Here is a 22,366-nt window from a genome sequence, read left to right as displayed (position 1 = left end):
GTCACTGACGCCGCCTTGATTGCCAAACGACGATGAACGCCACGATCGTGAATCTGCTGCTGGCGCTTTTTCTGCTCGCGGCCAACGCGTTCTACGTTGCGGCTGAGTTCGCGCTCGTCAAAAGCCGCGGCTTCCGCATCGATGCCATGGTCGAGCAGGACCGCTTCGGCGCTCGGCTGGTTCAGCACATCCTCAAGAATATCGAGGCCTATCTCGCCTGCTGTCAGCTCGGCATCACCATGGCCTCGCTTGGTCTCGGCTGGGTCGGCGAGCCGACCGTCGCGGCTTTGCTGAGTCCTGTTTTGGAGCCGCTCGGCCTGCCTGAGCAGGCGCTCCATGTCACATCGTTTGTGGTCGGCTTCCTGGTCTTTTCCTCGCTGCACATCATCCTCGGCGAGCAGGTGCCGAAGACCCTGGCTATCCGAGAGCCGGAGCCGGTGTCGCTGTGGATCGGCTATCCGCTCTACTTCTCATATATGCTCTTCTGGCCGCTGAACTGGCTCCTCAACGCGGCATCGCATTCGATTTTGCGCATGCTCGGTGTTCAAGAGGCTTCGCCGCACGAGATTCTGACAGACGTCGAGATCGAGGGCCTCGTCGAGGTATCGGCGGAGCACGGCAAGCTGGAGGAAGGTCAGGCCGAGTACATCCAGAACGTCTTCCGCTTCGGCGAACTCGAAGTCTCCGACGTGATGGTCCACCGGACCAATATGATCACGCTCAACGCGGACGACCCCGCCGAGGATATCGTCAATGACGTCATCGCCTCGCCGGTGACGCGTCTGCCGCTGTGGCGCGGTAACCCGCAGAACATTATCGGCATCCTGCACGTGAAGGACCTGCTGCGTGCCTTGCACGCGGTCGACGGCGACCCAAGCAAAGTCGACATTGCGTCGTTGCTGACCGTGCCTTGGTTCGTGCCGGAGACACGCCCGGTCTCTGAGCAGCTCCAGGCCTTCCGCCGCCGCAAGACGCCGTTCGCGTTGGTCGTCGACGAGTACGGCGAGGTCGAAGGTCTGGTCACGCTCGAGGACATCCTCGAGGAGATCGTCGGCGACATCACCGACGAGCACGACGTTGCGATGCCTGGCGTGCGCAAGCAGCCCGACGGTTCCGTCAATGTCGACGGCGCCGTGCCGATCCGCGACCTCAATCGCGTGATGGACTGGAATTTGCCGGACGAGGAGGCGACCACCATCGCCGGTCTCGTGATTCACGAGGCACGTTCTATCCCCGAAGTAGGCCAGAGCTTCACCTTCCACGGCTTCCGCTTTCGCGTGCTGCGCAGAGCCCGCAACCGCATCACCGCGCTGAGGATCCAGCCGCTGTCACGCCAGCAGCAGGCGCAGGCGAGTTAGGCGCCGCCGGTTGCCGGGCGCGTGAATGCGCGGATGTGGTCGATGAACAGCTCGACGACCGGACTCAAGGTGCGGCCTTTCAGAGTGACGACCGCCACCGGCCAAGGCCGCTCAGGCAATGCAAGCGGCAGTTCCTTCAAAGCGAGACGATCGGCATTGAGGCGCAGCACCGACGCCGGCAAGGCGGTGACGAACGGTCCGTCCGCCAGGAGGGTCGTGCGCAGCGGCACCGAAAAAGTTCGCGCCACGACGCGCGGCATGGCGACGCCCCGTGCGCTGAACGCGTCCATGATGACCTTGTAATTCCAGGTGCCGGGGGCCGTTAGAATCCACGGCGCGTCGGCAAGTTCGGCAATGTCGATCGTGCTGCGTTGGGCCCATGGACTGCTCGCGCCGGCAGCGACCACGATCTCGTCGTTGAAGAGGATCTCGACATTGAGCTCGTCATCCGCGCCGTCCATGCTCGGCGGACGGACGAGCCGGGCGAGCACAAGGTCGAGTCTGCGGTCCCGCAACTGCGGGAATTCGAAGGTTGGTGTCGCCACCTGTACGACATCGAGCGCGATGTGCGGATGCCGCTCGTAAAAGCTCTGTATCGCCGGCGGCAGAATAGCTGCCGCGATGGACTCGACGCAGCCGATACGCACCTCGCCGACGCCTGGATCGGCGAGATATTCGATGTCGCGCAGCCCCTGGCGCAATTCGTCGAAGGCCATCAGGCCGCGCTTGAGCAGCGCGTGGCCGTACATCGTGCACGTCACGCCGCGCGGGCTGCGGTCGAAAAGCTTGACCCCGAGCGCGTGTTCGAGATCGGCGATGGTCTCGGAAATTGTCGGCTGCGACACCCCCAGTTGGGCCGCGGCCTTGGCCATGCTGCCGCGCTGAACGACCGTGAAGAACACGTGGAGATCGCGCAGCCGCAGGCGGCGACCAATCTGGTGGTCCCAGTCGATGGACTCCGTCATAGGTTTTTCCCTATATCGCTAGAGCGATATTGATAATTCCCTTATGACGGTCTCCGGCTACTGTTGCAAATGCCTCTCGCTATCATGCCCAGCCGGGTGGGTGGGATGGCCAGTCGCTGCCGGTTTGTGAACTGCAATCCAGGAGCCCACCATGCCCACCCGTAGAACTATCCTGACTTCGCTGGCCGGCCTCGCCGCTTCGGCCGCGCTGGTCCGTCCGTCCTTCGCCCTCGACTGGCCGACCCGGCCGGTGATGTTGATGGTCCCCTTCGCCGCCGGCGGCAACACTGACGGCCTTGCCCGTATCGCCGCGCAGCGCCTCACCGAGGCTTTCGGCCAGCAGTTCCTGGTCGAGAACAGGCCCGGTGCCGGCGGCGCGCTTGCGGCGGAGGCGGTGCTCCGCGCCGAGCCCGACGGTTACACGTTGTTCTTTTCCGCCTTGCCGCAGATCGCCATCGTGCCGGCCATGCAGCGCGTCAAATACGATCCGGTGAAGGATTTCATGCCGGTCTGTAACCTCGCGTCTAATCCGTTTGTGTTGCTGGTGCACAAAGACATGCCGGTCAAAACGATCGGCGAGTTCATTGCGCATGTGAAGGCGCAACCCGGCAAGATCGCTTACGCCTCGGCCGGTGCCGGCAGCGTCGGTCATTTGGCGATGGCGCTGTTCTTGAAGATGGCAGGCCTCGACATGATTCACGTTGGCTACAAGGGCAACGCACCCGCTCTGGCCGACGTGCTCGCGGGTCATGTGCCCGCGATGTTCTCAAATCTGGCCGATGCAATTCCGCATGCGCAAAGCGGCGCCATTCGCATACTTGCAGTCTCGGGCGCGAAGCGCGCAACGCAACTGCCCGATGTGCCGACGGTCGCCGAGTCCGGTTTTCCGACCTACAAAGCGCAAACCTGGAATGGGATCCTCGCGCGTCGAGGCACCCCAAAGGAGATCGTCGACAAGATGGCGGGCGAGTTGGGGCGCGCCGTGAAGGAGCCGAAGTTCGCCGAGCGTCTGGCGAGTTTTGGTACCGATCCGCTCGGCGACGGTCCCGACGTTTTCGCTGACACCATCAAATCCGATATCGCCTTGTGGGCGCAAGCCGTCGAAGTCGCCGGCGTGAAACAACAATAGGCGAGGGAGATTCATCGTGTCCGAGCAACCAATTCTCGTCGCCGGTGGTGGGCCGGTGGGCCTCGTCGCGGCGCTGGCGCTGGCGCGCCAAGGTCACGCCGTCGAGGTGTTCGAGGCCGAGACCCAGGTGAACGATGCGCCACGTGCCTCGACCACCCATCCGGCAACGCTCGAAATGCTGGCCAATCTCGGCCTGATCGACGACATCATCCGTCTCGGTCTCGTCGCGCGTACGTTTCAGTTCTGGGACCGGCCTTCCGGGCAGGTGGTTGCGGAGTTCGATCACGCGATCCTCAAGAACGACACGCGCTTTCCTTTCGTCGTCCAGTGCGAGCAGCACAAGCTGGCGAAGCTGGCGATAGAACGCCTGCGCGGCACGACCAACGCAAAGGTGCACATGGGCGCGCGTGTGTCCGGTCTCGACCAGGATGCCAACGGCGTGCGCCTGCATATCGAGCATGACGGCAAGACGGAGACGGTCTCCGGGCGCTATCTGATCGGCGCCGACGGCGGCCGCTCCACGGTGCGCAAGGCGCTCGGCATCGAGTTCGAAGGCTATACGTTCCCGGAGCGCTTCCTGGTGCTGACCACGGCTTTCGACTTCGAGGCCGGCGTCGGCGCGGGCTATCGCAGCTATTTCTCCGATCCGGACGAATGGGCGAACCTGTTCAAGGTGTCGGGCCCGGACGGCAAAGGGCTATGGCGCTCGGTGTTCCCGACGCGGCCAGGCGATACCGATGAGGCCGTGTTCGCCGACGAAGCCGTCGAGCAGCGTCTGCAGAAATTCTTCCCGAAGGAAGGCGCGTACCCGATCGTTCACCGCAACATCTACAATGTCCACCAGCGGGTTGCCGCGAGCTTCCGGCAGGGACATGTGTTCCTCGCGGGCGATGCGGCGCACGTGAACAATCCGATCGGCGGCCTCGGCCTCAACTGCGGCATTCATGATGCCGTTGAACTCGCCGCATTGCTTGATCGCGTGCTTCGTGGCGAACCGGAAGCCGTGCTCGACGAATACGACCGCCGCCGCCGCCCGATCAACATCGAGTACGTGCAGCAGCAGACGGTCGCCAACAAGAAGCGGCTGGAGGAAAAAGACGAGCGCGTCCGGCAGGAAAACTTCGCCGCCTTGCGTCGCATGGCCGCCGATCCGACGGCGCACCGTGCCTTCCTGCTGCGCACATCCTTGCTGGCCAGTGTCGGCGTGGCGCAGGCCGCCTGAACCGCTCGTTGAATTATTGCGCTGGTCCCCGCTTCGCGGAGGTCAGCGGCGCTTCCACGAAATGCAGCGTATTCTACGCCGCGCCGCCTTCACCCGGCGCGGCGGCGTGAATTGCCAGCGCGTGCACGCCGCCGGCGAGTTCAGACGAAAGAATACCGTTGATCATGCGGTGACGCTCGATCCGGGTCTTTCCTTTGAATGCCTCCGATACGATATAGACCCTGTAGTGAGTTTGCCCGCCCGGCCGATGCCCGGCATGGCCCTCATGTCGGTGAGATTCGTCCTCGACCCTCAGGCTTTGCGGCGAGAAAGCCTCGGTCAACTTCTGTGTGATGATATCGCTGGTGCGCATGCCGTCCGAGTTATGCAAGGGCGGCGCGCGCGTCAATGCTTCGTGGCGAAATCGCGTTCGACCGTGACAAGTCAAGTCTTGAAGGCGTCACCGCGAAAGGCGCATAGTGTTGGGTCATGAAATTCGACTCGGATATTTTTGATCGTGTACGCGTCAAGCCGGCGCAGGACCGCCGTATCAAGACGGAAGGTCCTTCCTGCCAGTGGCACGGATGCAAGGAGCAGGGCACGCACCGTGCGCCGAAGGGGCGTGGGCGCGAGCATGAGCATTGGCGTTTCTGCCTTGATCACGTGCGTCAATACAATCAGTCCTACAATTTCTTCGCCGGCATGAACGACGATGCGGTGATGGCGTACCAAAAGGACGCGCTCACCGGTCATCGTCCGACCTGGAAAATGGGAACCGGCAAGGGCCGCAGCCGCGCCGATGCGGAGTCCCTTGCCGCGGGCGCCGATCCGTTCGGATTATTTTCCGAAGGGGTACGCGCCGAGCAGAAGCAGCGTGCCGAGGCGGCGCGTCCGGTGCGCAATGCCGAGCGCAAGGCGCTCGATACTTTGGGGCTCGAGGTCGGTGCGACGCCGCAGCAGGTGAAAACCAAGTTCAAGGAGCTGGTGAAGCGTCACCACCCTGACGTCAATGGCGGCGACCGCTCGACCGAGGACCGGCTGGTCGAGATCATTCAGGCCTATAACTACCTGAAGTCGGTAGGTTTCGGCTGAGCCGCCAGTCCCTCCCGGAAGGGGGCGGCGCGTCAGCGTCGTGGGGTGGCAGACCTCTGAAAACAACGCGCCTCTGCCCCGGTTTGCCGGCGCCCGCCACCCTCCCCCACAGGCGGGAGAGGGATCAGAAATCTAAAATCAACCCAGCCCCGCCTTCCGCACAGGCCTGAAACTCCCTATCTTATTGAAATAATTGATGGTGTTATTCGCGAAGCCGGGTTTTTCGCGTCGGCGGCGTCTGCTAAGTTTGCGCTCCTATCAGCCGGACCGTAACGTCGGACCCGCATAAGGCTTCGGCCGATCCGAAGCCACGGAGGATCAATGACAGCCGCAGTACAGGAAGTTGCCGGCCTGCCGGACATGAAGGTGTCCGTCCGGCAAGTTTTCGGAATCGACTCTGATTTGGAAGTGCCGGCCTATTCGCATGCCGACGAGTACGTGCCCGAGGCCGATCCCGATTACCGTTTCGACCGTCCGACGACGCTTGCCATTCTTGCCGGGTTCGCCAAGAACCGCCGAGTCATGGTGACCGGTTACCATGGTACCGGCAAGTCGACGCATATCGAGCAGGTCGCCGCCCGGCTCAACTGGCCGATGGTGCGCGTCAACCTCGATAGCCATATCAGCCGTATCGACCTGATCGGCAAGGACGCCATCGTCATCAAGGACGGTCAGCAGGTCACCGAATTCCGTGACGGCATTCTGCCCTGGGCCTATCAGCACAACGTCGCGCTGTGCTTCGACGAATACGACGCCGGCCGCCCGGACGTGATGTTCGTGATCCAGCGCGTCCTGGAATCTTCGGGCCGGTTGACGCTGCTCGACCAGAGCCGCGTGATCAAGCCGCACCCGGCCTTCCGCCTGTTCGCCACCGCCAACACGGTCGGCCTCGGCGACACGTCGGGCCTCTATCACGGCACGCAGCAGATCAACCAGGCGCAGATGGACCGTTGGTCGATCGTGACGTCGCTGAACTATCTGCCGCACGACAACGAAGTCGACATCGTCCTGTCGAAGGCCAAGCACTATCAGAACGAGAAGGGCCGCGAGATCGTCTCCAAGATGGTCCGCGTCGCCGATCTGACGCGCAATGCCTTCATGAACGGCGATCTGTCGACCGTGATGAGCCCGCGCACCGTGATCACCTGGGCGGAGAACTCCGAGATCTTCAACGATGTCGGTTTCGCCTTCCGGCTGACCTTCCTGAACAAGTGCGACGAGCTCGAACGCCCGATCGTGGCCGAGTTCTATCAGCGCTGCTTCGGCCAGGAGTTGCCGGAAAGCGCCGTGAACGTGGCGCTCAGCTGACGCTTGTCGTCCCCGCGAAAGCGGGGACCCATAACCCTGGTGGTTGGAATAAGCCGCGTGGCTTGTGAGTGTGGGTTCCGGGCTCGCCGCTAGGGAGCGGCGCCCCGGAACGACGGAAGAGAGATGGCCTCCAACATCAAAGGCAAAGCCCCGGGCAAGGAAGCGCCGACCGAGCCGTTCAAACGAGCGGTTCAAGGCTGTCTGCGCGCGCTCGCGCGTAAGCCGGATCTTGAGGTGGCCTATGCCGCCGAGCGGCCCGGTCTTATCGGCGGCAAGGCGCGGCTGCCGGAGCCGGCGCGTAAGCTGACCAAGGCGGAAGCCGCCATCGTGCGCGGCAATGCCGACTCCATCGCGCTCAAGCTCGCCTGCCACGATGCCACCCTGCATCGCCGCTTGCAGCCCGCCGGCCAGCAGGCACGCGCGGTGTACGAGGCTGTCGAGCAAGCGCGCGTCGAGGCGATCGGCGCCCGGCGCATGGACGGCGTCGCGAGCAACCTCACCGCCATGCTCGACGACCGGTTCCACCGCGCCAAGTTCGATACCGTGACCGAACGTGCCGATGCGCCGATCGAGGAAGCATTGGCAATGATGGTGCGTGAGCGCCTGACCGGGCTCGCGCCGCCGAAGTCGGCCAAGAAGCTCGTCGATCTCTGGCGCCCGCTGATCGAGGAGCGCGTCGGTCCCGACCTCGACCGCCTCGAAGATCTGATCGAAGACCAGCGCCATTTCAGCGACGTCGTGCACGAGATGCTCGACTCGCTGGAGATGGGCGAAGACCGTTCGTCCGAATCCGAGGACGAGGACGAAGGCGAAGAAGAGCAGCGCAAGCAGGACTCCGGCGAGGAGGGCGAAGCCGCCGAGTCGGACGACATGCAGCGCACCAGCATGGAAGACTCGCAGGTCTCCAGCGAGGAAATGCCGGACAGCGCTGCCGAAGCGGTTGAAGCGCCGACCGCCGACATGGCTGACGACACCGACATGGGCGATGCCGAGACGCCGGGCGAGCCGCAGCGGCCACGCCAATTCGGCGCCAACGAGCCGCGGGGCCCGGACTATCGTGCTTTTACATTGCGGTTCGACGAGACCATCGCGGCGGAAGACCTGTGCGAGGCGGAGGAGCTCGATCGCCTGCGCGGTTATCTCGACAAGCAGCTTTCCAATCTGCAGGGCGTCGTCGCGCGCCTCGCCAACCGGCTGCAACGCCGATTGATGGCGCAGCAGAACCGCTCGTGGGAGTTCGATCTCGAGGAAGGGTTGCTCGACCCGGCGCGTCTATCGCGCATCGTCATGGATCCGATGCACCCCTTGTCCTTCAAATGGGAGAAGGACACGCAATTCCGCGACACGGTGGTGACGCTGCTGCTCGACAATTCCGGCTCGATGCGCGGGCGTCCGATCACGGTTGCGGCGACTTGCGCCGACATCCTCGCCCGCACGCTCGAGCGATGCGGCGTGAAGGTCGAGATCCTCGGCTTCACCACGCGTGCCTGGAAGGGCGGGCAATCGCGCGAGCACTGGCTGTCCGCGGGCAAGCCGGCCAATCCCGGCCGCCTCAACGACCTGCGCCACATCATCTACAAGGCCGCGGATGCGCCCTGGCGGCGCGCGCGCAAGAACCTCGGCTTGATGATGCGCGAAGGGCTCCTCAAGGAGAACATCGACGGCGAGGCGCTCGATTGGGCGCACAAGCGCCTCTTGGCGCGGCCCGAGCAGCGCAAGATTCTGATGATGATCTCGGACGGTGCGCCGGTCGATGACTCGACGCTGTCGGTCAACCCCGGCAATTATCTTGAGCGCCATCTGCGCTGGGTGATCGAGGAGATCGAGACCCGCTCGCCGGTCGAGCTGATCGCCATCGGCATCGGTCATGACGTCACGCGTTACTATCGCCGCGCCGTCACCATCGTCGATGCCGAGGAGCTTGGCGGTGCGATGACCGAGAAGCTCGCCGAACTGTTCGAAGAACACGCGCAGGCCGAGCGCGCCGGCACGTCACGGCGGAGACGCGTGGCTTGAAGCTGACGCGCCGCCGCGGCCTGATCGCCGGTTTCTCGCTCGTCGTTTTCGTCGCGGTGGCGGCGAGCCTCGCCTGGGGCCAGCTCCAGCGTTATGCACTCGAGCCGGTCGCCATCACCGTCGAGGCGACGCCGATCACGTCGTTCGACACGCGCGATCCGGCGCAATTGCGCTTCGGCGCGCTGATGTTTCGCGGCGGCTTGGCGCTGACATCCAAACATCCGGCGTTTGGCGGGATTTCGGGCCTCCATATGGAGCCGGACGGCGCTCATTTTATCGCCGTTACCGATCGCGGCTCCTGGCTGCGCGGCCGCATCGTCTACGACAGCAACGGCAAGCCCGCCGGCATTGCCGATGCCGAGCTCGCTCCTATTCTCGGCGCCGACGGCACGCCGCTCGCCGCCCATAAATGGTTCGACAGCGAGTCTCTCGCCGAGCGCGACGGCATGCTCTATGTCGGCATCGAACGCGTCGAGCAGATAGTCCGCTTCAATTATCGCCGCGACGGGCTGAAGGCGCGCGGCGAGGTCATGAAGGTGCCGGCCGACTTCAAGACTTTCACCAACAACAAGAGCCTCGAATGCCTGGCAGTGCCGCCGCACGGCGCGCCGCATGCGGACGAGTTGATCGCGGTCACCGAGGAAAGCCTCGATGCCGACGGCAATCTGCGTGCCTTTGTGCTTAAGGGCGCCGCGACAGAACGCTTCTCGGTCAAGCGCAGCGACGAATTCGACGTCAGCGATTGCACCGTTCTGCCGCCGGGCGATCTGTTGCTGTTGGAGCGCCGTTATTCGATCGCGCGCGGTGTGGCCATGCGCCTGCGTCGCGTGCCGTTGGCGGCGATCAAGGAAGGCGCCGTCGTCGATGGTCAGGCGCTGATACAGGCCGATCTCGCTTACCAGATCGACAACATGGAAGGTGTCGGCATCCACCGTACGCCACAGGGCGAGACCGTGTTGACGCTCGTTTCGGATGACAATTTCGCGCCGATCCAGCGCAATCTGCTGCTGCAGTTCACGCTGGCGGAGTGACGAACTTGTAGCTTGTAGGGCGGGTTGGCGCCGAAGGCGCCTAACCCACCCTAGGCAGCCGCCCAAAACAAAAACGCCGCCCGAGGGCGGCGTTTGCGCATCCCGTGAAGAAACCGCGCGGATCAGGCCGCGGCGGCGTCCTTCTTCTTGGCAAGTTCGCGCTTCACCTTCAGCATCTTCGGCGACAGCTCAGCGTCCTTCGCCTTGAGCAGGAAGTTGTCGAGACCGCCGCGGTGGTCGACTGACTTCAGTGCATTGGTCGACACCCGCACCTTGAAGCTGCGGCCGAGCTCGTCCGAGATCAGCGTCACGTTCTGCAGGTTCGGCAGGAAACGCCGCTTGGTCTTGATATTCGAATGGCTCACCTTGTGGCCAACGAGCGGCCCCTTGCCGGTGAGATCGCAACGCCATGACATGGCTAAACCCTCGAAAATAACGGCGCCCGCAGGCGCCCGTCCGATCCATATGGTCTGGAAAGATTGCGGGGACGTATAGAGAGCGCGGCGTGACGCGTCAAGTCGCTCGCAAGTCTTTGGAAAATATCACGTTTCGGGAGCGCTTGCGGCCTTTTTCATGCGGGGCACCGTAATCGATCAAACATTCGACCAATTTTGAAGCGCCTCATAGCGGCGGCGACGGTGCATCTTATCTGTGCGGCAGTCTCCCCACCGGGCCGGGGGACCCTTGCATGCCGGGTTAGGCTGCTCGACATATAACACGCTGGACCTGCGGAACTCCGGCCAGCGCGTGGAAGGAAGGTAGCTTCGTGCTGGCTTCGCGCATCGTCATCGGTTTTGTCGCTTGTGGGCTTGTGAGCGTGGTTGCCGCGCCGGATGTGGCGCGCGCGCAGGCCAAGCTGGACGCTCAGTACACCGCCACGCTTGCGGGTCTCCCCATCGGTAGCGGAAACTGGGTGATCGAGTTCGGCGACACGAATTATTCGGCCGCCGCCAACGGCACGACCACCGGGCTTTTGCGTGCCTTCACCGGTGGACAGGGCACGACGGCGGCGCGCGGGACCTTGAGCGGCAGCCGCGCGATGTCCTCCATCTACGCGGCCACGATTTCCACCCGCAGGAAGAGCGACGAAATTCGGCTCACCATCGCCAACGGGTCGGTGAAGGACTTCAAAGTCGATCCGCCGCAGGACGACGACCCCGAGCGCGTGCCGCTCACGGAAGCGAACCGGCAGAACGTCTTGGACCCAATGACCGCCTCCATGGTCCGGGTTTTGGGCAACGGCGACCTGCTGACGCCGGACGCCTGTCAGCGCAAGCTTTCGGTGTTCGACGGTCGTATGCGCTACGATCTCGATCTCGCCTTCAAGCGTATGGACAAGGTAAAGGCCGAAAAGGGCTATGCCGGCCCAGTGGTGGTCTGCGCGATCTATTTCGAGCCTGTGGCCGGCCACATTCCGACGCGCACGGCTATCAGGTACATGACCAATCTGCGCGATATGGAAGTGTGGCTCGCACCTGTCGCCGGCACCCGCATGCTCGTGCCGTTCCGTGCGCAGGGGCCGACGCCGGTCGGTGAGGCGGTTCTCGAGGCAACGCAATTCGTGTCGCTGCCGCTGCCGACCAAAGCCGCAGTCACCACCAGCCCGAAGACCGAGTAGATCGTCCGCGGCATCTCGGTGAAGGGGGCGTCGGCTGAATCCTGTTGACTCTTCGGCCCGCCACCGACTCGCGTCTATCTTAACGTTTGTGGCGGACAAAAAGCCGCTGAGCCGGCGTTTTCTACCCGATCTTGTGGGACTCCTTCGCAGCTCTGCCACATGTCGCCGTGAACGAATCTCTACTGCCACGCGGTCAGCGATTCGGCCGCGATTCGTTCCAGACTCGTTCCGGAGCTTAACGGCTTACCGTTTCGGCGTAGCATTGTGAGACAAGCGAGTGCACGTGGATGGCGGTGGTGTCTTCACGCGCGAGCGCACATGGAGGCACACGCGAAACTCCCCGGTGTTAACGGGTGGCGGGTCATTGAGCTGCAAGCTTGTGGCCCTTCTGGGCCTTCCGCCTGGCGCCACTACCACATCTGGTCGTGAACGAAGCCCGCACCGCAGTGTTAACGGCGATTCGGACGCGGTTCGTTCGGCCCGTGTTCCATACCTTAACGGTATGTCGTGGAGGCGTCGCATTGTGGGACTCGGCCGAAGTGCAGGTTTTCGCGACGTAGCCTGCGGGGGGGCCGCGTCCGCCTTAACCAATAGAGCGTCGATTTCACGCGCCATCAGCGTTCATTGCGCAATGCTGGTGGCGGTGGCGCGGTTCGTCCCTACATATCGCCGTGAACGAATTCCGACACAGGCCGCACAAGCGATTCGGGCGCGGTTCGTTCCAGAGCCGTTCCGAAGATTAACCGCCCGCGTTTTTGCCGTCGCGTTGTGATACAGGGTGTGCCTCAGGCGGAGCGCCGGTCGTTGGGGCTCCACCAATCTGGATGCGTAATGGCCATTACTTTCTCTTCGCAGCCTGCCCGCGCCGGTAAGGCACGTGGCGCCGGCGTCACCGCCGTTCTCGGTCCCACCAATACCGGTAAGACCCACTTGGCGATCGAGCGCATGCTCGCGCATTCGTCGGGCATGATCGGCCTGCCGCTGCGGCTGCTCGCACGTGAGGTCTACAACAAGGTCGTCGATCGGGTCGGCGCACCGCTCGTCGCGCTCATCACCGGCGAAGAGAAAATCAAGCCGCCGACGGCGCGTTACTGGGTCTCGACCGTCGAGGCCATGCCGCGCGACCTCGATGTCGCGTTCCTGGCTATCGACGAAATTCAATTGGGCGCCGATTTCGAGCGCGGCCATGTCTTCACCGACCGCATCCTCAATCTCCGCGCCCGCGAGGAAACGCTGGTGCTGGGGGCCGCCACCATGCGGCCGATGGTGGAAAAGCTGCTGCCCGGCGCGCACATCATCAGCCGGCCGCGGCTGTCGATGCTCACTTATGCCGGCGACAAGAAGATCACCCGGCTGCCGCGCCGCTCGGCCGTCGTCGCCTTCTCGGCCGACGAAGTTTACGCGATCGCCGAATTGATTCGCCGCCAGCGCGGCGGCGCTGCGGTGGTCCTGGGCGCGCTGTCGCCGCGTACGCGGAACGCCCAAGTCGCGCTCTATCAGTCCGGCGACGTCGACTATCTGGTCGCGACCGACGCCATCGGCATGGGGCTCAATCTCGATGTCGATCACGTCGCTTTCGCGTCCGATCGCAAATTCGACGGCTATCAATTCCGCAAGCTCAATCCCGCCGAGATGGCGCAGATTGCCGGCCGCGCTGGCCGCGCCGCGCGCGACGGCACCTTCGGCACCACCGGACGCTGCGATCCCTTCGAGCCTGAACTGGTGCAGGCGCTCGAGAGCCACACCTTCGAGCCTGTCCGCCTTTTGCAGTGGCGAAACGCCGATCTCGATTTCTCGTCGATCGGCGCGTTGCAGGCGTCCCTTGCGATGGCGCCGCAGGAGCAGGGACTGACGCGCGCACCCGTCGGAGAGGATATTCTGGTGCTGGAGCACGCCGCGCGCGATGAAGATGTACGGGCGCTCGCGCGCAACCGTGCGGCGGTCGAGCGGCTTTGGGACGTCTGCCAGGTTCCCGACTATCGGAAGATCGCTCCGGCGACCCATGCGGAATTAGTGGTAGCGCTCTATGGATTCCTGATGCGAGAGGGTAATATCCCGACGGATTGGTTCGCTCGCCAAGTCGCCCTTGCCGATCGAACCGACGGCGACATCGACACTCTCTCCACCCGGATCGCGCATGTCAGAACTTGGACTTTCGTTGCCAACCGTCCGGATTGGCTTGCCGATCCGGAGCACTGGCAGGCAACAACACGTGCGGTCGAAGACAAATTGTCCGACGCGCTGCACGAGCGCTTGGCCGAGCGTTTTGTGGACCGCCGTACCAGCGTATTGATGCGGCGGTTGCGAGAGAACACGATGTTAGAAACTGAAATCGGTAAAACCGGCGAAGTCACCGTTGAGGGCCACATGATCGGCCGTCTCGATGGGTTTATGTTTGCGCCCGACGCATCCGCGGCCGCGGGTTCGGAGGCCAAGGCGTTGAACGCCGCCGCCCAGAAGGTGCTGGCAGTCGAGATCGAGGCACGCGCGACGCGTCTGTCGCAGGCGCCCGCCGACCAAATTGTGCTGGCGAACGATGGGGTCATCCGCTGGCTTGGCGATGTGGTTGGCCGTCTCACGGCCGGCGATGACACGTTGCGACCGCGCGTGCGCATCATTGCCGACGAACATCTCACTGGCCCGTCCCGTGATTTGGTGCAGACGCGGCTCGATCTCTGGCTGAAGAGCCAGATCGAGAAGCTGCTTGCACCGCTGTTCACGCTCTCGGCGGCGGAAGACATTACCGGCATGGCGCGCGGCGTCGCCTTCCAGGTCGTGGAAGCGCTCGGCGTGCTCGAGCGCCAGAAGGTTGCGGAAGAGGTGAAGGGCCTCGACCAGCCGTCGCGCGCGACGTTGCGCAAATACGGCGTGCGCTTTGGCGCCTATCACATCTATCTGCCGGCACTGCTCAAGCCGGCGCCGCGCGCGCTCGCGACGCAGCTCTGGGCGCTCAAGCACGAAGCGCCGGATGCCAAGGGCGTCGCCGAGTTGTTGCACCTTGCGGCTTCCGGTCGCACCTCGATCCCGGTCGACAAGGAAACGTCGAAGGCGCTCTACCGCACCGTCGGCTATCGCGTGACCGGCGAGCGTGCGGTGCGCGTCGATATTCTGGAGCGACTAGCCGATCTCATTCGCCCGGCGCTGTCTTGGCGTGAGGGGGCACCGGGCCCCAAGCCCGACGGCGCGGTCGATGGACGCTCGTTCACGGTCACCGGCGCAATGACGTCGTTGACCGGCGCCTCAGGTGAGGACTTTGCGACCATTCTGCGCTCGCTCGGCTATCGCATGGAACGGCGGCCGAAGCCGCCGGAGCCTGAGGTCACGCCAGCGGCGGCCGGCATGGCACCTGTCGCGCCTGAGGAAGCGACGACCGAGGCGCCAGTCGAAACAACAGCGCAGACAGAGGCCTTGGACGCGGCCATCGCCGGCGACGAGGCAGCCGTGGGCGAAGCCACGTCCGCGCTGACCACGGTGCCGGATGCGGAAGTGATGCCGCAGGTCGAAGCGGTGGCCGAATCGGCCGCTGCCGAGGCCCCTGCCGCGCCGGCCGAAGCCACGCCTGACGCTCCGACCGAGGCTGCTGCGGCCGCGACGGAAGGTGAAGCTAAATCCGACGAACCGGCTCTCATCGAGGTCTGGCGTCCCGGCGGCCGCCCGGAAAAGCGCCCGCCGCGTCCACAACATCACCGGCGGCCACAGCATCGTCACGGCGCCACGTCGGCGCCGGCGGAAGGCACCCAGGAAGGCGCGACAGCGGCGCCGGTCGAAGGGGCTGCGGTACCGGCGGAAGCAGGCGGGCCTGAGCGCCGCGACCGCCAAGATCGCCGTGACCGCCATGAGCGCCATCAGAAGATGGACCGCCAGCATCAGCGCGGCGACCGCCAGGATGCCCACGGGCGTCCGGACCGCGGTCCGCGCCGAGGACCGCGTCGCGACCGCGATTCGGGTCCCGACCGGGCGGACCGCGAGAAGTACTACGCCAAGCCGCACGGTTCGGATCGTCGCGACAAGCAGCCCGATCCGAATTCGCCCTTCGCCAAGCTCGCCGCGCTCAAGCAGCAGCTCGAGCAAGGCGGCAAGGAGCCTTCTTGAGCGCCCCGGCGCCAGGATCCGAGCGGCAGCGAATCGACAAATGGCTCTGGCATGCCCGCACGGTGCGCACACGCACCGATGCGGCTGCGTTGGTCGAGCATGGCCACGTCCGGCTCAACGGCAGACGCGTGACCGCGGCCAGCCAGCCTGTCCGCGTCGGCGACGTGCTCACATTGGCGCTCGATCGCGCGGTGCGGGTGATGCGGGTGGATGGCTTCGCCGAAAAGCGCAGCGGCGCGAGTGACGCGCGGGCGCTCTATAGTGAGCTGGCGGGAGGCCCCGAAAGGTATAACGCGGGTCAGACGTCCGGAACTGCATGACTATCGGCGTCGACGGCTTGCGGCGTACCTATCGATGCGATACGCAGCGCTAAGCGAATTTGGCGGAGCGCGTGATGACCTACGTCGTCGTCGAAAACTGCATCAAGTGCAAGTACATGGATTGCGTCGAAGTGTGTCCGGTGGACTGCTTCTACGAGGGCGAGAACATGCTCGTCATCCATCCGGACGAGTGTATCGACTGCGGGGTGTGCGAGCCCGAATGTCCGGCCGAGGCCATTAAGCCCGATACCGAGCCGGGCCTGGAAAAGTTCCTCGAGCTCAATGCGGAATACGCCAAGACCTGGCCCAATATTACCGTGAAGCGCGACTCGCCCCCCGACGCCAAGGAGTTCGACGGCGCGCCCGACAAACTCAACAAATACTTCAGCCCGAAGCCGGGAACCGGCGACTGAAAAGTTCCCGCGTTAATCGGGGCTTACCCGGGAACCGGCAGGCGAGGCAATTTTGGCCCGCCAATGTTAACCGAACTGCCGCTTAACTAAATTATTGCAGGCGGATTGCACTTTTGCGTCGCCATAACGCTTTGAAAGTGCCCAAAAATGTGCTATATATAGCGCAATCCGATGATGACAAAAAAGAGCCGCTGCCGGAGCGCTCCCTGATCGGGAGCCTTATTTTTCACGGCAGAAGAAGTCCCAAGGGTCTGGATAGAGGGCGTGCGATCCACGCGTCAAGCAGTGGCAGGAAAATCGCGTCAGAAAGCTAAGAAGGGTCCTTCCGGCACGAGCCGGGGTCCGAAAAATCCCGCCGCGCCTCGGCGGGCCTCTCATGCCTCCCGCGGTAACGTCCGCGGCGGGGCTTCCGCAGCCAAGATGCCCGTCCCCCGCAAGGGAGCCGGTGAAGGAGTTTTGCCCGGAATGTCCGCCAATAAAAAGACTACCCAGCGCCAGGGTTTCAAGACCAACGAGTTCATCGTTTATCCGGCCCATGGCGTGGGTCAGATCATGGCGATCGAGGAGCAGGAGATCGCCGGGGCGAAGCTCGAGCTGTTCGTCATCAACTTCATCAAGGACAAGATGACGCTCCGCGTCCCGACCGCGAAGATCGTGTCGGTTGGCATGCGCAAGCTCGCTGAGCCGCCGCTGGTCAAGAAGGCGCTCGAGACGCTCAAGGGCCGCGCTCGCATCAAGCGCACCATGTGGTCGCGCCGCGCTCAGGAATACGAAGCAAAGATCAATTCGGGCGACATCGTCGCCATCGCCGAGGTCGTGCGCGACCTGTACCGTTCGGAGAGCCAGCCGGAGCAGTCGTACTCGGAGCGTCAGCTGTACGAAGCTGCGCTCGACCGTCTGTCGCGCGAGATCGCCGCGGTGCAGAAGATCACCGAGACCGAAGCGGTGAAGGAGATCGAGGGCGCGCTCGCCAAGGGCCCGCGTCGTGGTCCCAAGCCGGCCGAGGAAGGCTCTTCCGAGGAAGGCGTCGAGGACGAAGCGGCCTAAGCCGATCGCCTGCGCAAAGATACGAAAGCCCGGCAGCGATGCCGGGCTTTTCGTTTTGGTGTTGTCCGGATTTTTGTTCCGGGCGGAGATCGCGCGATCGGCGTCACGTGCTTCGGGTTGTGCTCAGCTTCTTGCGGTGGTGTGGCGTCGCCCCATTCTCGACGTCATGCCCGGGCTCGACCCGGGCATCGATGATGACTATCCGCGTGGACTAGCCTTACGAGAGTTCTTCTTCGGAGCGAGGCCTCATGGATTGCCGGGTCAAGCCAGGCAATGACCGCGCGGGGGCAATGACCTGCGTGCGAGTGCAGTGACCGTAGCTGCGCTGATTGCCGCGAGGCGGCGCAAACCTACGGCTCGACGCCCAACTCCTTCAACATGTCACCGGCCTGCCGCAGATTGAGCTTGAGCGCCTGCCTGTAGTCGGCGACGGCGCGCTCCTTGTCGCCGCTGTCGAGCCACGTATTGGCGCGATTGTAATAGGCTGCGGCATAGCGCGGATTGAGCCTGATAGCCGTGTCGTAATCCGCGATGGCCTGCTTGTAGTCCTTTTTGTCGCGCCAGGCATTGCCGCGATTGTTGTAGGCCTCGGGATCGTTCGGCGCGAGCTTGATCGCCTCGCTGTGGTCGGCGATCGCTTCGTCGAGATGACGAAGGCCGCGTTGCGCATTGCCGCGCCCCGTGTAAGCCGAGGCTGAGGTCGGATCCCGCCGGATTGCCTCGCTGAAGTCCGTATAAGCCGCCCCGTATTGGCCCAGCCGCCGGTACATGCTGCCACGCTGGAGATAGACAACGGCGGCGGCGCCTTCTTCGCCCGATGCTTTGATGAGCGCTGTGCACGAAGAGATGATGCGATCGATCGCCGCACGATCGAGTTCGGTGCCGGACGACGGGAAAATGCATTCACTCGGGTCGACCACGGGGGCGGGGCGTGCCGGCTCCTTGCCGTAATCCTCCCGAATCTTGTTCTGCGTTTCGATCGCGGGCCGGTAATTGGGCGCCAGTTCCAGCGCTTTCTCGACGGCGATCATCGCGTCGCGATGCTGACCCAGCTCATTGAGCACCGCCGCGCGGTTCACATGAGCAAGTGGCTCCCTGGGATCGAGCTTGATGGCGTGATCGAAATCGGCGAGCGCCCGTTTCTTCTCCCCTTGCATGCTCAGCGCGGCGCCGCGGTTGAGGTAGAGCGTGGCGTCCTTGTCGTCCAGGCGTAGCGCCTGCGTAAAATCGGCAACTGCGCCGGTCAGGTCGCGGGTCCCGAGCCGGATGAAGCCGCGACCGCGCCAGCCACCAGGGTTTTTCGGCGCGATCGCGATTGCTGCGTCGTAGTCGGCAGTTGCTGCCGTCATCTTTTTCTTATCGCGCAACGCGTCGCCGCGGTTGATCAACGCTTCGGCATCATTGGGCGTCAGTTTGAGCTTTTCGTCGTAATCGGCAATGGCGCGGTCGTCCTCGCCCATGCGATGATAAGCGCGCCCCCGCAGGATGATCACGTCGGCGCGGACGCTCGGCCGCAGTCGCATGAACTCGGTATAGTCGGCGGCCGCCCGCTCGTATTGGCCAAGGTTCATTGCGGCGCCGCCGCGCACGAAATAGGCGAGGGGCAGGTTGGGATCGAGGCGGATTGCCTGCTCGCTGTCGGCGAGCGCCCGGTCGGCCTTGCCCATGACGGTCCAGAAATTGGCGCGGTTGACGAAGGCCTGCGGCAAAGTCGGGTCGATCCGCACCGCCTCGTCGAGATCTTTCTGCGCCTGGTCGAGATTGCGTTTCAGGGTGTGGGCGAAGCCGCGTTGGGCATACGCGGCCGCGAGTTCGCGACTGCTGGTGCTGGCTGAGGCAATGAGGGCGGAGCAGGCGGTGATCCAGCTCTCCGGCGTCCCACTTGCGGCCACGCAAGCCGGTAGCAACGCGCGATCCTGCGCCCGCAGCGCTGTTGGCACGGTCAAGACGAGCGCCGTCAAGGCGGCCGCGATAGCCTTTCGACCTCCCATGGCGCCATCCCTCGGGCAAACCGCATGTGCCGGTCGATTGTATCGCACGCCTGTCGTTTTAAACCGGTTACCGGCCGGATGGGCCGCTCTATGTTGGGAGGGGCGACTGCTCTCGGGACCCGTCACTGTGGTGGTTGGCGCGCTCCACGTAGTTCGGGTAGAATACTGCCAAAGCGACAAAGAGATTTTTCAAGGGAGTAAGCAATGACAGCCATTGGAGGCTATGTGGCGCCGACCGCCAAGGGGGACGAGTTCGGCATTCACTCGCTCGACCAGTTCGTGCTCGCCGTCCCGGACGCCAGCAAGGCCGTGGATTTCTACGGAAATTTCGGCCTCGATGTTCAAACCAAGGACAATGTTCTTCAGCTCAAGACGTTCGGCCATCACCATCGGTGGGGCTCGGTCGTCGAGGGCGTCAAGCAGAAGGCGCTGCATCATCTGTCGTTCGGCTGCTATGCCGAAGATCTGCCGCGTCTGAAGGCGCGCATCGAAGGGCAGGGCATCACGCTCGTCGATCCGCCGCCGGGCTTCGAGTCCAACGGCATCTGGTTCCGCAATCACGAAGGCGTGCTGATGGAAATCAAGGTTGCGCCCAAAGTGTCGCCGGACGAGAAGGCCAAGAGCGAATGGGTCACCGTTGGTCCGGGCGTCGCGGCCGCGACCGTGCGCGACAAGGCGCCCGCCGTCCGCCCGCGCCGGCTGTCGCATGTGCTGATCTTTACGGCTGATGTCGACGCGTCGATCAAGTTCTACGAGCGCACGCTTGGTCTGCGTCTGTCAGACCGCGCATCCGACATCGTCGCCTTCATGCACGGCATTCACGGCAGCGACCACCATCTGCTGGCGCTGGTGAAGTCGAACGGTCCCGGATTCCATCACTGCTCCTGGGACACCGCGAGCGTCCAGGACATCGGCCTCGGCGCCATGCGCATGCATGACAAGGGCTATCAGAAGGGCTGGGGCCTTGGCCGCCACGTGCTCGGCTCCAACTACTTCCACTACATCATGGATCCGTGGGGCAGTTTCTCGGAATACTCCTGCGATATCGATTATATCCCGAAGGAAGAGCGCTGGCCGGCAGCCGACCACAAGCCGGAAGACTCGTTCTATCTGTGGGGTCCGGATGTGCCGCGCGAATTCACGCTCAATGCCGAGATAGGCGAGCACTAAGCCGCATCCGGCGGGCAATCTTTCGCGTGCAATGGCCGGGCTTGTCCCGGCCATTTGCGTCTGTCATGCGAGCGCTGGCCGGAGATGAACATTCATTTCCACACGGCCTGGTTCAATCTTCGGGAGGGACGGCGTCGCTTACTCGACGACGATCTTTACCTTGATGCCGGGCGTAAGTTTGTCGTTTGGCCCAAGTCCGTTCAGCACCCGGAATGTATCGAGCGCCCGGTCGGGCACCGCCATCTGTTGGGCGAATTTTTCCGGCGTGTCGCCGTCGGCGACGGTCACGATCTGCAGCCGTAGCGGACGAATCTGACTGCTTTCCTGCAAGCTGAGGCGCCGGAACGTCATCACAGAGTCGCGGAACTGACGGTCGATCTGCGCGCTCTTGCTCTTGGTCGCGAAAATGAAGCGGTAAACGTCGCTGCCGAAGCGCACGGCGTAAATCCGGAATGACCAGTTGTCGCCACCCGCCGTCGCCGTTGCTGCCGGGAAGCCGTTAATGGTGATGTCTTCGATGCTGGCGGGATCGACCTTGTCCATCCAGCCGGATTTCAGGTAAGCGGTCAGCGGCTGTTCCGCCGGCACGCTGACGACATCGAGGCGCATCGCTTCGCCGCCGCCTTCCTTAAGACCGAGCACCGCCTGCGCCGTATTGTCGAGCGTGAAGCCCGGCGGAGCCGTAAAGGTGAATCCGAGCTTGGGATGCACGAAGCGCCGGCCGCGTACGAAACCTTCGCTCTGGTCTTCGCCGTAGACCATGTCGTTGAGGTCGTCGAGATACTCGGCGTGATCGCGGATACCGCCGCCGGGAGCGCTGTATTGGCGGGCGTTGGCGAGCGCGTTCTTGACGCGGTCAGCCGTGCCCGGATGCGACGACAAGAAGTCGATCGCGCGCGGGTCGGTTTGCCCTGACCTCAATTCGGCATTGCGCTGCATGCTGGCGAGAAAGCGCGACGCGCCGAATGCGTCGAAACCGGCGCGCGCCGACATGCCGACGCCGATGCCGTCCGCTTCGAATTCTTGCGCGCGCGAGAAGCTCGCCAGGGTCAGCTTGGATTTGGCGAGCGCCAGCGCGCCGGCGTTCGGGTCGGTGAGCACATCGCTGACGACGTGGCTGATGATCGCCGCCTGCCGCGCCTGCTCTTCGCGGATCGCGGCGTGACGGGCAATGACGTGCCCCATTTCGTGCGCGAGCACCGATGCGAGTTCGGCTTTGTCGTTGGCGAGCGCCACGAGGCCGCGCGTGACATAGAGGCTGCCATTCGGCAGCGCGAAGGCATTGATGGCCGGCGAGTTGAGCAGCGTGACCCGGTACTTCAGCTCGGGCCGCTCCGAGGCGGCAACAAGCTTCGCCACCGTCTGCTCGATCAGCGACTGCAGCTTCGGATTTTCGTAGGCGCCGCCGTAAGAGGCGAGTATACGCGCATTCTCGCGCTGGGCAGCCGTCGGTTTCGGCGCCGGGCTCGGCTGAGGCACCGGCAGCGACACCTGCTTCAAGTCGGGTGAGCTGGCGCAACCAGCGAGCAGCAAGAGGCCGAGGAGGCAGGCGGCCGCGCGTGTTCGCCTTGCCCGCATTGCCCGTACTGTCACCGCCGCCGCCGCCACCATGGCT

18 protein-coding genes are annotated in these 22,366 nt (G+C 63.9%); 13 read left to right on the top strand and 5 right to left on the bottom strand.

What is annotated here, in order from left to right:
• The first annotated feature begins 32 nt into the window (after positions 1-32).
• Positions 33-1,358, top strand: coding sequence for a hemolysin family protein (locus DW352_RS16670; protein WP_115692393.1), 1,326 nt, complete (start codon positions 33-35; stop codon positions 1,356-1,358).
• On the opposite strand, the gene DW352_RS16665 is transcribed toward DW352_RS16670, so the two are convergent.
• Positions 1,355-2,323 carry a LysR family transcriptional regulator gene (locus DW352_RS16665; protein ID WP_115692392.1) on the bottom strand — a complete coding sequence of 323 codons (969 nt, stop codon included), beginning with the start codon at positions 2,321-2,323 and terminating at the stop codon, positions 1,355-1,357. The genes DW352_RS16670 and DW352_RS16665 overlap by 4 nt on opposite strands.
• A gap of 151 nt (positions 2,324-2,474) precedes the next feature.
• On the opposite strand from DW352_RS16665, the gene DW352_RS16660 reads away from it, so the two are divergent.
• On the top strand, positions 2,475-3,452 hold the full coding sequence (locus DW352_RS16660) for a Bug family tripartite tricarboxylate transporter substrate binding protein (RefSeq protein ID WP_115692391.1): 978 nt from the start codon (positions 2,475-2,477) through the stop codon (positions 3,450-3,452).
• A 16-nt stretch (positions 3,453-3,468) separates the two neighbouring features.
• The gene (locus DW352_RS16655) at positions 3,469-4,674 is read left to right on the top strand and encodes an FAD-dependent oxidoreductase (protein ID WP_115692390.1); all 1,206 of its coding nucleotides are present in this window, start codon (positions 3,469-3,471) and stop codon (positions 4,672-4,674) included.
• A 73-nt stretch (positions 4,675-4,747) separates the two neighbouring features.
• Here the strand turns inward: DW352_RS16655 and DW352_RS16650 are convergent, their stop codons facing one another.
• Positions 4,748-5,026: a BolA family protein gene (locus DW352_RS16650; protein ID WP_115694451.1), complete on the bottom strand. Its 279-nt coding sequence runs from the start codon at positions 5,024-5,026 to the stop codon at positions 4,748-4,750.
• A 116-nt stretch (positions 5,027-5,142) separates the two neighbouring features.
• Between DW352_RS16650 and DW352_RS16645 the strand changes: the two genes are divergently transcribed.
• From DW352_RS16645 to DW352_RS16630, 4 genes are all read left to right on the top strand, one after another.
• The gene (locus tag DW352_RS16645) at positions 5,143-5,745 is read left to right on the top strand and encodes a J domain-containing protein (protein WP_115692389.1); all 603 of its coding nucleotides are present in this window, start codon (positions 5,143-5,145) and stop codon (positions 5,743-5,745) included.
• A gap of 321 nt (positions 5,746-6,066) precedes the next feature.
• Positions 6,067-7,053: a cobaltochelatase subunit CobS gene (cobS, locus tag DW352_RS16640; RefSeq protein WP_115692388.1), complete on the top strand. Its 987-nt coding sequence runs from the start codon at positions 6,067-6,069 to the stop codon at positions 7,051-7,053.
• A 123-nt stretch (positions 7,054-7,176) separates the two neighbouring features.
• Positions 7,177-9,069, top strand: a complete 1,893-nt coding sequence (gene cobT / locus DW352_RS16635) for a cobaltochelatase subunit CobT (protein ID WP_115692387.1) — start codon at positions 7,177-7,179, stop codon at positions 9,067-9,069.
• Positions 9,066-10,100: an esterase-like activity of phytase family protein gene (locus tag DW352_RS16630; RefSeq protein WP_115692386.1), complete on the top strand. Its 1,035-nt coding sequence runs from the start codon at positions 9,066-9,068 to the stop codon at positions 10,098-10,100. The genes cobT and DW352_RS16630 overlap by 4 nt, the downstream gene beginning before the upstream one ends.
• 122 nt (positions 10,101-10,222) lie before the next feature.
• Here DW352_RS16630 and rpmB read toward each other — a convergent pair whose 3' ends face one another.
• Positions 10,223-10,516, bottom strand: coding sequence for a 50S ribosomal protein L28 (rpmB, locus tag DW352_RS16625; RefSeq protein ID WP_115692385.1), 294 nt, complete (start codon positions 10,514-10,516; stop codon positions 10,223-10,225).
• Positions 10,517-10,866: 350 nt separating this feature from the next.
• Between rpmB and DW352_RS16620 the strand changes: the two genes are divergently transcribed.
• The 5 genes from DW352_RS16620 (at position 10,867) to DW352_RS16600 (ending at position 17,590) form a co-directional block, all read left to right on the top strand.
• Positions 10,867-11,718, top strand: coding sequence for a DUF3108 domain-containing protein (locus DW352_RS16620; RefSeq protein WP_115692384.1), 852 nt, complete (start codon positions 10,867-10,869; stop codon positions 11,716-11,718).
• 831 nt (positions 11,719-12,549) lie between these two features.
• Complete coding sequence (locus DW352_RS16615; RefSeq protein ID WP_115692383.1) at positions 12,550-15,810, top strand: helicase-related protein; 3,261 nt, start codon at positions 12,550-12,552, stop codon at positions 15,808-15,810.
• Positions 15,807-16,130, top strand: a complete 324-nt coding sequence (locus DW352_RS16610; RefSeq protein WP_115692382.1) for an RNA-binding S4 domain-containing protein — start codon at positions 15,807-15,809, stop codon at positions 16,128-16,130. Before DW352_RS16615 ends, DW352_RS16610 begins: the two co-directional genes overlap by 4 nt.
• A 74-nt stretch (positions 16,131-16,204) precedes the next feature.
• Positions 16,205-16,543 (top strand): ferredoxin FdxA, encoded by a 339-nt coding sequence (gene fdxA, locus DW352_RS16605; RefSeq protein WP_115692381.1) that lies wholly within the window; start codon positions 16,205-16,207, stop codon positions 16,541-16,543.
• Positions 16,544-16,828: 285 nt separating this feature from the next.
• A complete protein-coding gene (locus DW352_RS16600; RefSeq protein ID WP_245434484.1) occupies positions 16,829-17,590 on the top strand; it encodes a CarD family transcriptional regulator in 762 nt (253 codons plus the stop codon).
• A 350-nt stretch (positions 17,591-17,940) separates the two neighbouring features.
• Here DW352_RS16600 and DW352_RS16595 read toward each other — a convergent pair whose 3' ends face one another.
• Positions 17,941-19,581 (bottom strand): tetratricopeptide repeat protein, encoded by a 1,641-nt coding sequence (locus DW352_RS16595; protein ID WP_115692380.1) that lies wholly within the window; start codon positions 19,579-19,581, stop codon positions 17,941-17,943.
• Positions 19,582-19,785: 204 nt separating this feature from the next.
• Between DW352_RS16595 and DW352_RS16590 the strand changes: the two genes are divergently transcribed.
• Complete coding sequence (locus tag DW352_RS16590) at positions 19,786-20,751, top strand: VOC family protein (RefSeq protein ID WP_115692379.1); 966 nt, start codon at positions 19,786-19,788, stop codon at positions 20,749-20,751.
• A gap of 138 nt (positions 20,752-20,889) precedes the next feature.
• Here DW352_RS16590 and DW352_RS16585 read toward each other — a convergent pair whose 3' ends face one another.
• Positions 20,890-22,329, bottom strand: coding sequence for a M48 family metalloprotease (locus DW352_RS16585; protein ID WP_245434150.1), 1,440 nt, complete (start codon positions 22,327-22,329; stop codon positions 20,890-20,892).
• Positions 22,330-22,366 lie beyond the last annotated feature (37 nt).

The organism is Pseudolabrys taiwanensis, from assembly GCF_003367395.1.
GTDB classification, from domain to species: Bacteria; Pseudomonadota; Alphaproteobacteria; order Rhizobiales; family Xanthobacteraceae; genus Pseudolabrys; species Pseudolabrys taiwanensis.
This window is presented reverse-complemented; position numbering and strand designations above follow the sequence as displayed.

Excerpts from the sequence above, each read along its gene's own strand:
- DW352_RS16670 (WP_115692393.1), top strand. The coding sequence starts at position 33 with ATGAACGCCACGATCGTGAATCTGCTGCTGGCGCTTTTTCTGCTCGCG.
- DW352_RS16665 (WP_115692392.1), bottom strand. The coding sequence starts at position 2,323 with ATGACGGAGTCCATCGACTGGGACCACCAGATTGGTCGCCGCCTGCGG.
- DW352_RS16660 (WP_115692391.1), top strand. The coding sequence starts at position 2,475 with ATGCCCACCCGTAGAACTATCCTGACTTCGCTGGCCGGCCTCGCCGCT.
- DW352_RS16650 (WP_115694451.1), bottom strand. The coding sequence starts at position 5,026 with ATGCGCACCAGCGATATCATCACACAGAAGTTGACCGAGGCTTTCTCG.
- DW352_RS16645 (WP_115692389.1), top strand. The coding sequence starts at position 5,143 with ATGAAATTCGACTCGGATATTTTTGATCGTGTACGCGTCAAGCCGGCG.
- cobS (WP_115692388.1), top strand. The coding sequence starts at position 6,067 with ATGACAGCCGCAGTACAGGAAGTTGCCGGCCTGCCGGACATGAAGGTG.
- cobT (WP_115692387.1), top strand. The coding sequence starts at position 7,177 with ATGGCCTCCAACATCAAAGGCAAAGCCCCGGGCAAGGAAGCGCCGACC.
- rpmB (WP_115692385.1), bottom strand. The coding sequence starts at position 10,516 with ATGTCATGGCGTTGCGATCTCACCGGCAAGGGGCCGCTCGTTGGCCAC.
- DW352_RS16615 (WP_115692383.1), top strand. The coding sequence starts at position 12,550 with ATGGCCATTACTTTCTCTTCGCAGCCTGCCCGCGCCGGTAAGGCACGT.
- fdxA (WP_115692381.1), top strand. The coding sequence starts at position 16,205 with ATGACCTACGTCGTCGTCGAAAACTGCATCAAGTGCAAGTACATGGAT.
- DW352_RS16595 (WP_115692380.1), bottom strand. The coding sequence starts at position 19,581 with ATGGGAGGTCGAAAGGCTATCGCGGCCGCCTTGACGGCGCTCGTCTTG.
- DW352_RS16590 (WP_115692379.1), top strand. The coding sequence starts at position 19,786 with ATGACAGCCATTGGAGGCTATGTGGCGCCGACCGCCAAGGGGGACGAG.
- DW352_RS16585 (WP_245434150.1), bottom strand. The coding sequence starts at position 22,329 with ATGCGGGCAAGGCGAACACGCGCGGCCGCCTGCCTCCTCGGCCTCTTG.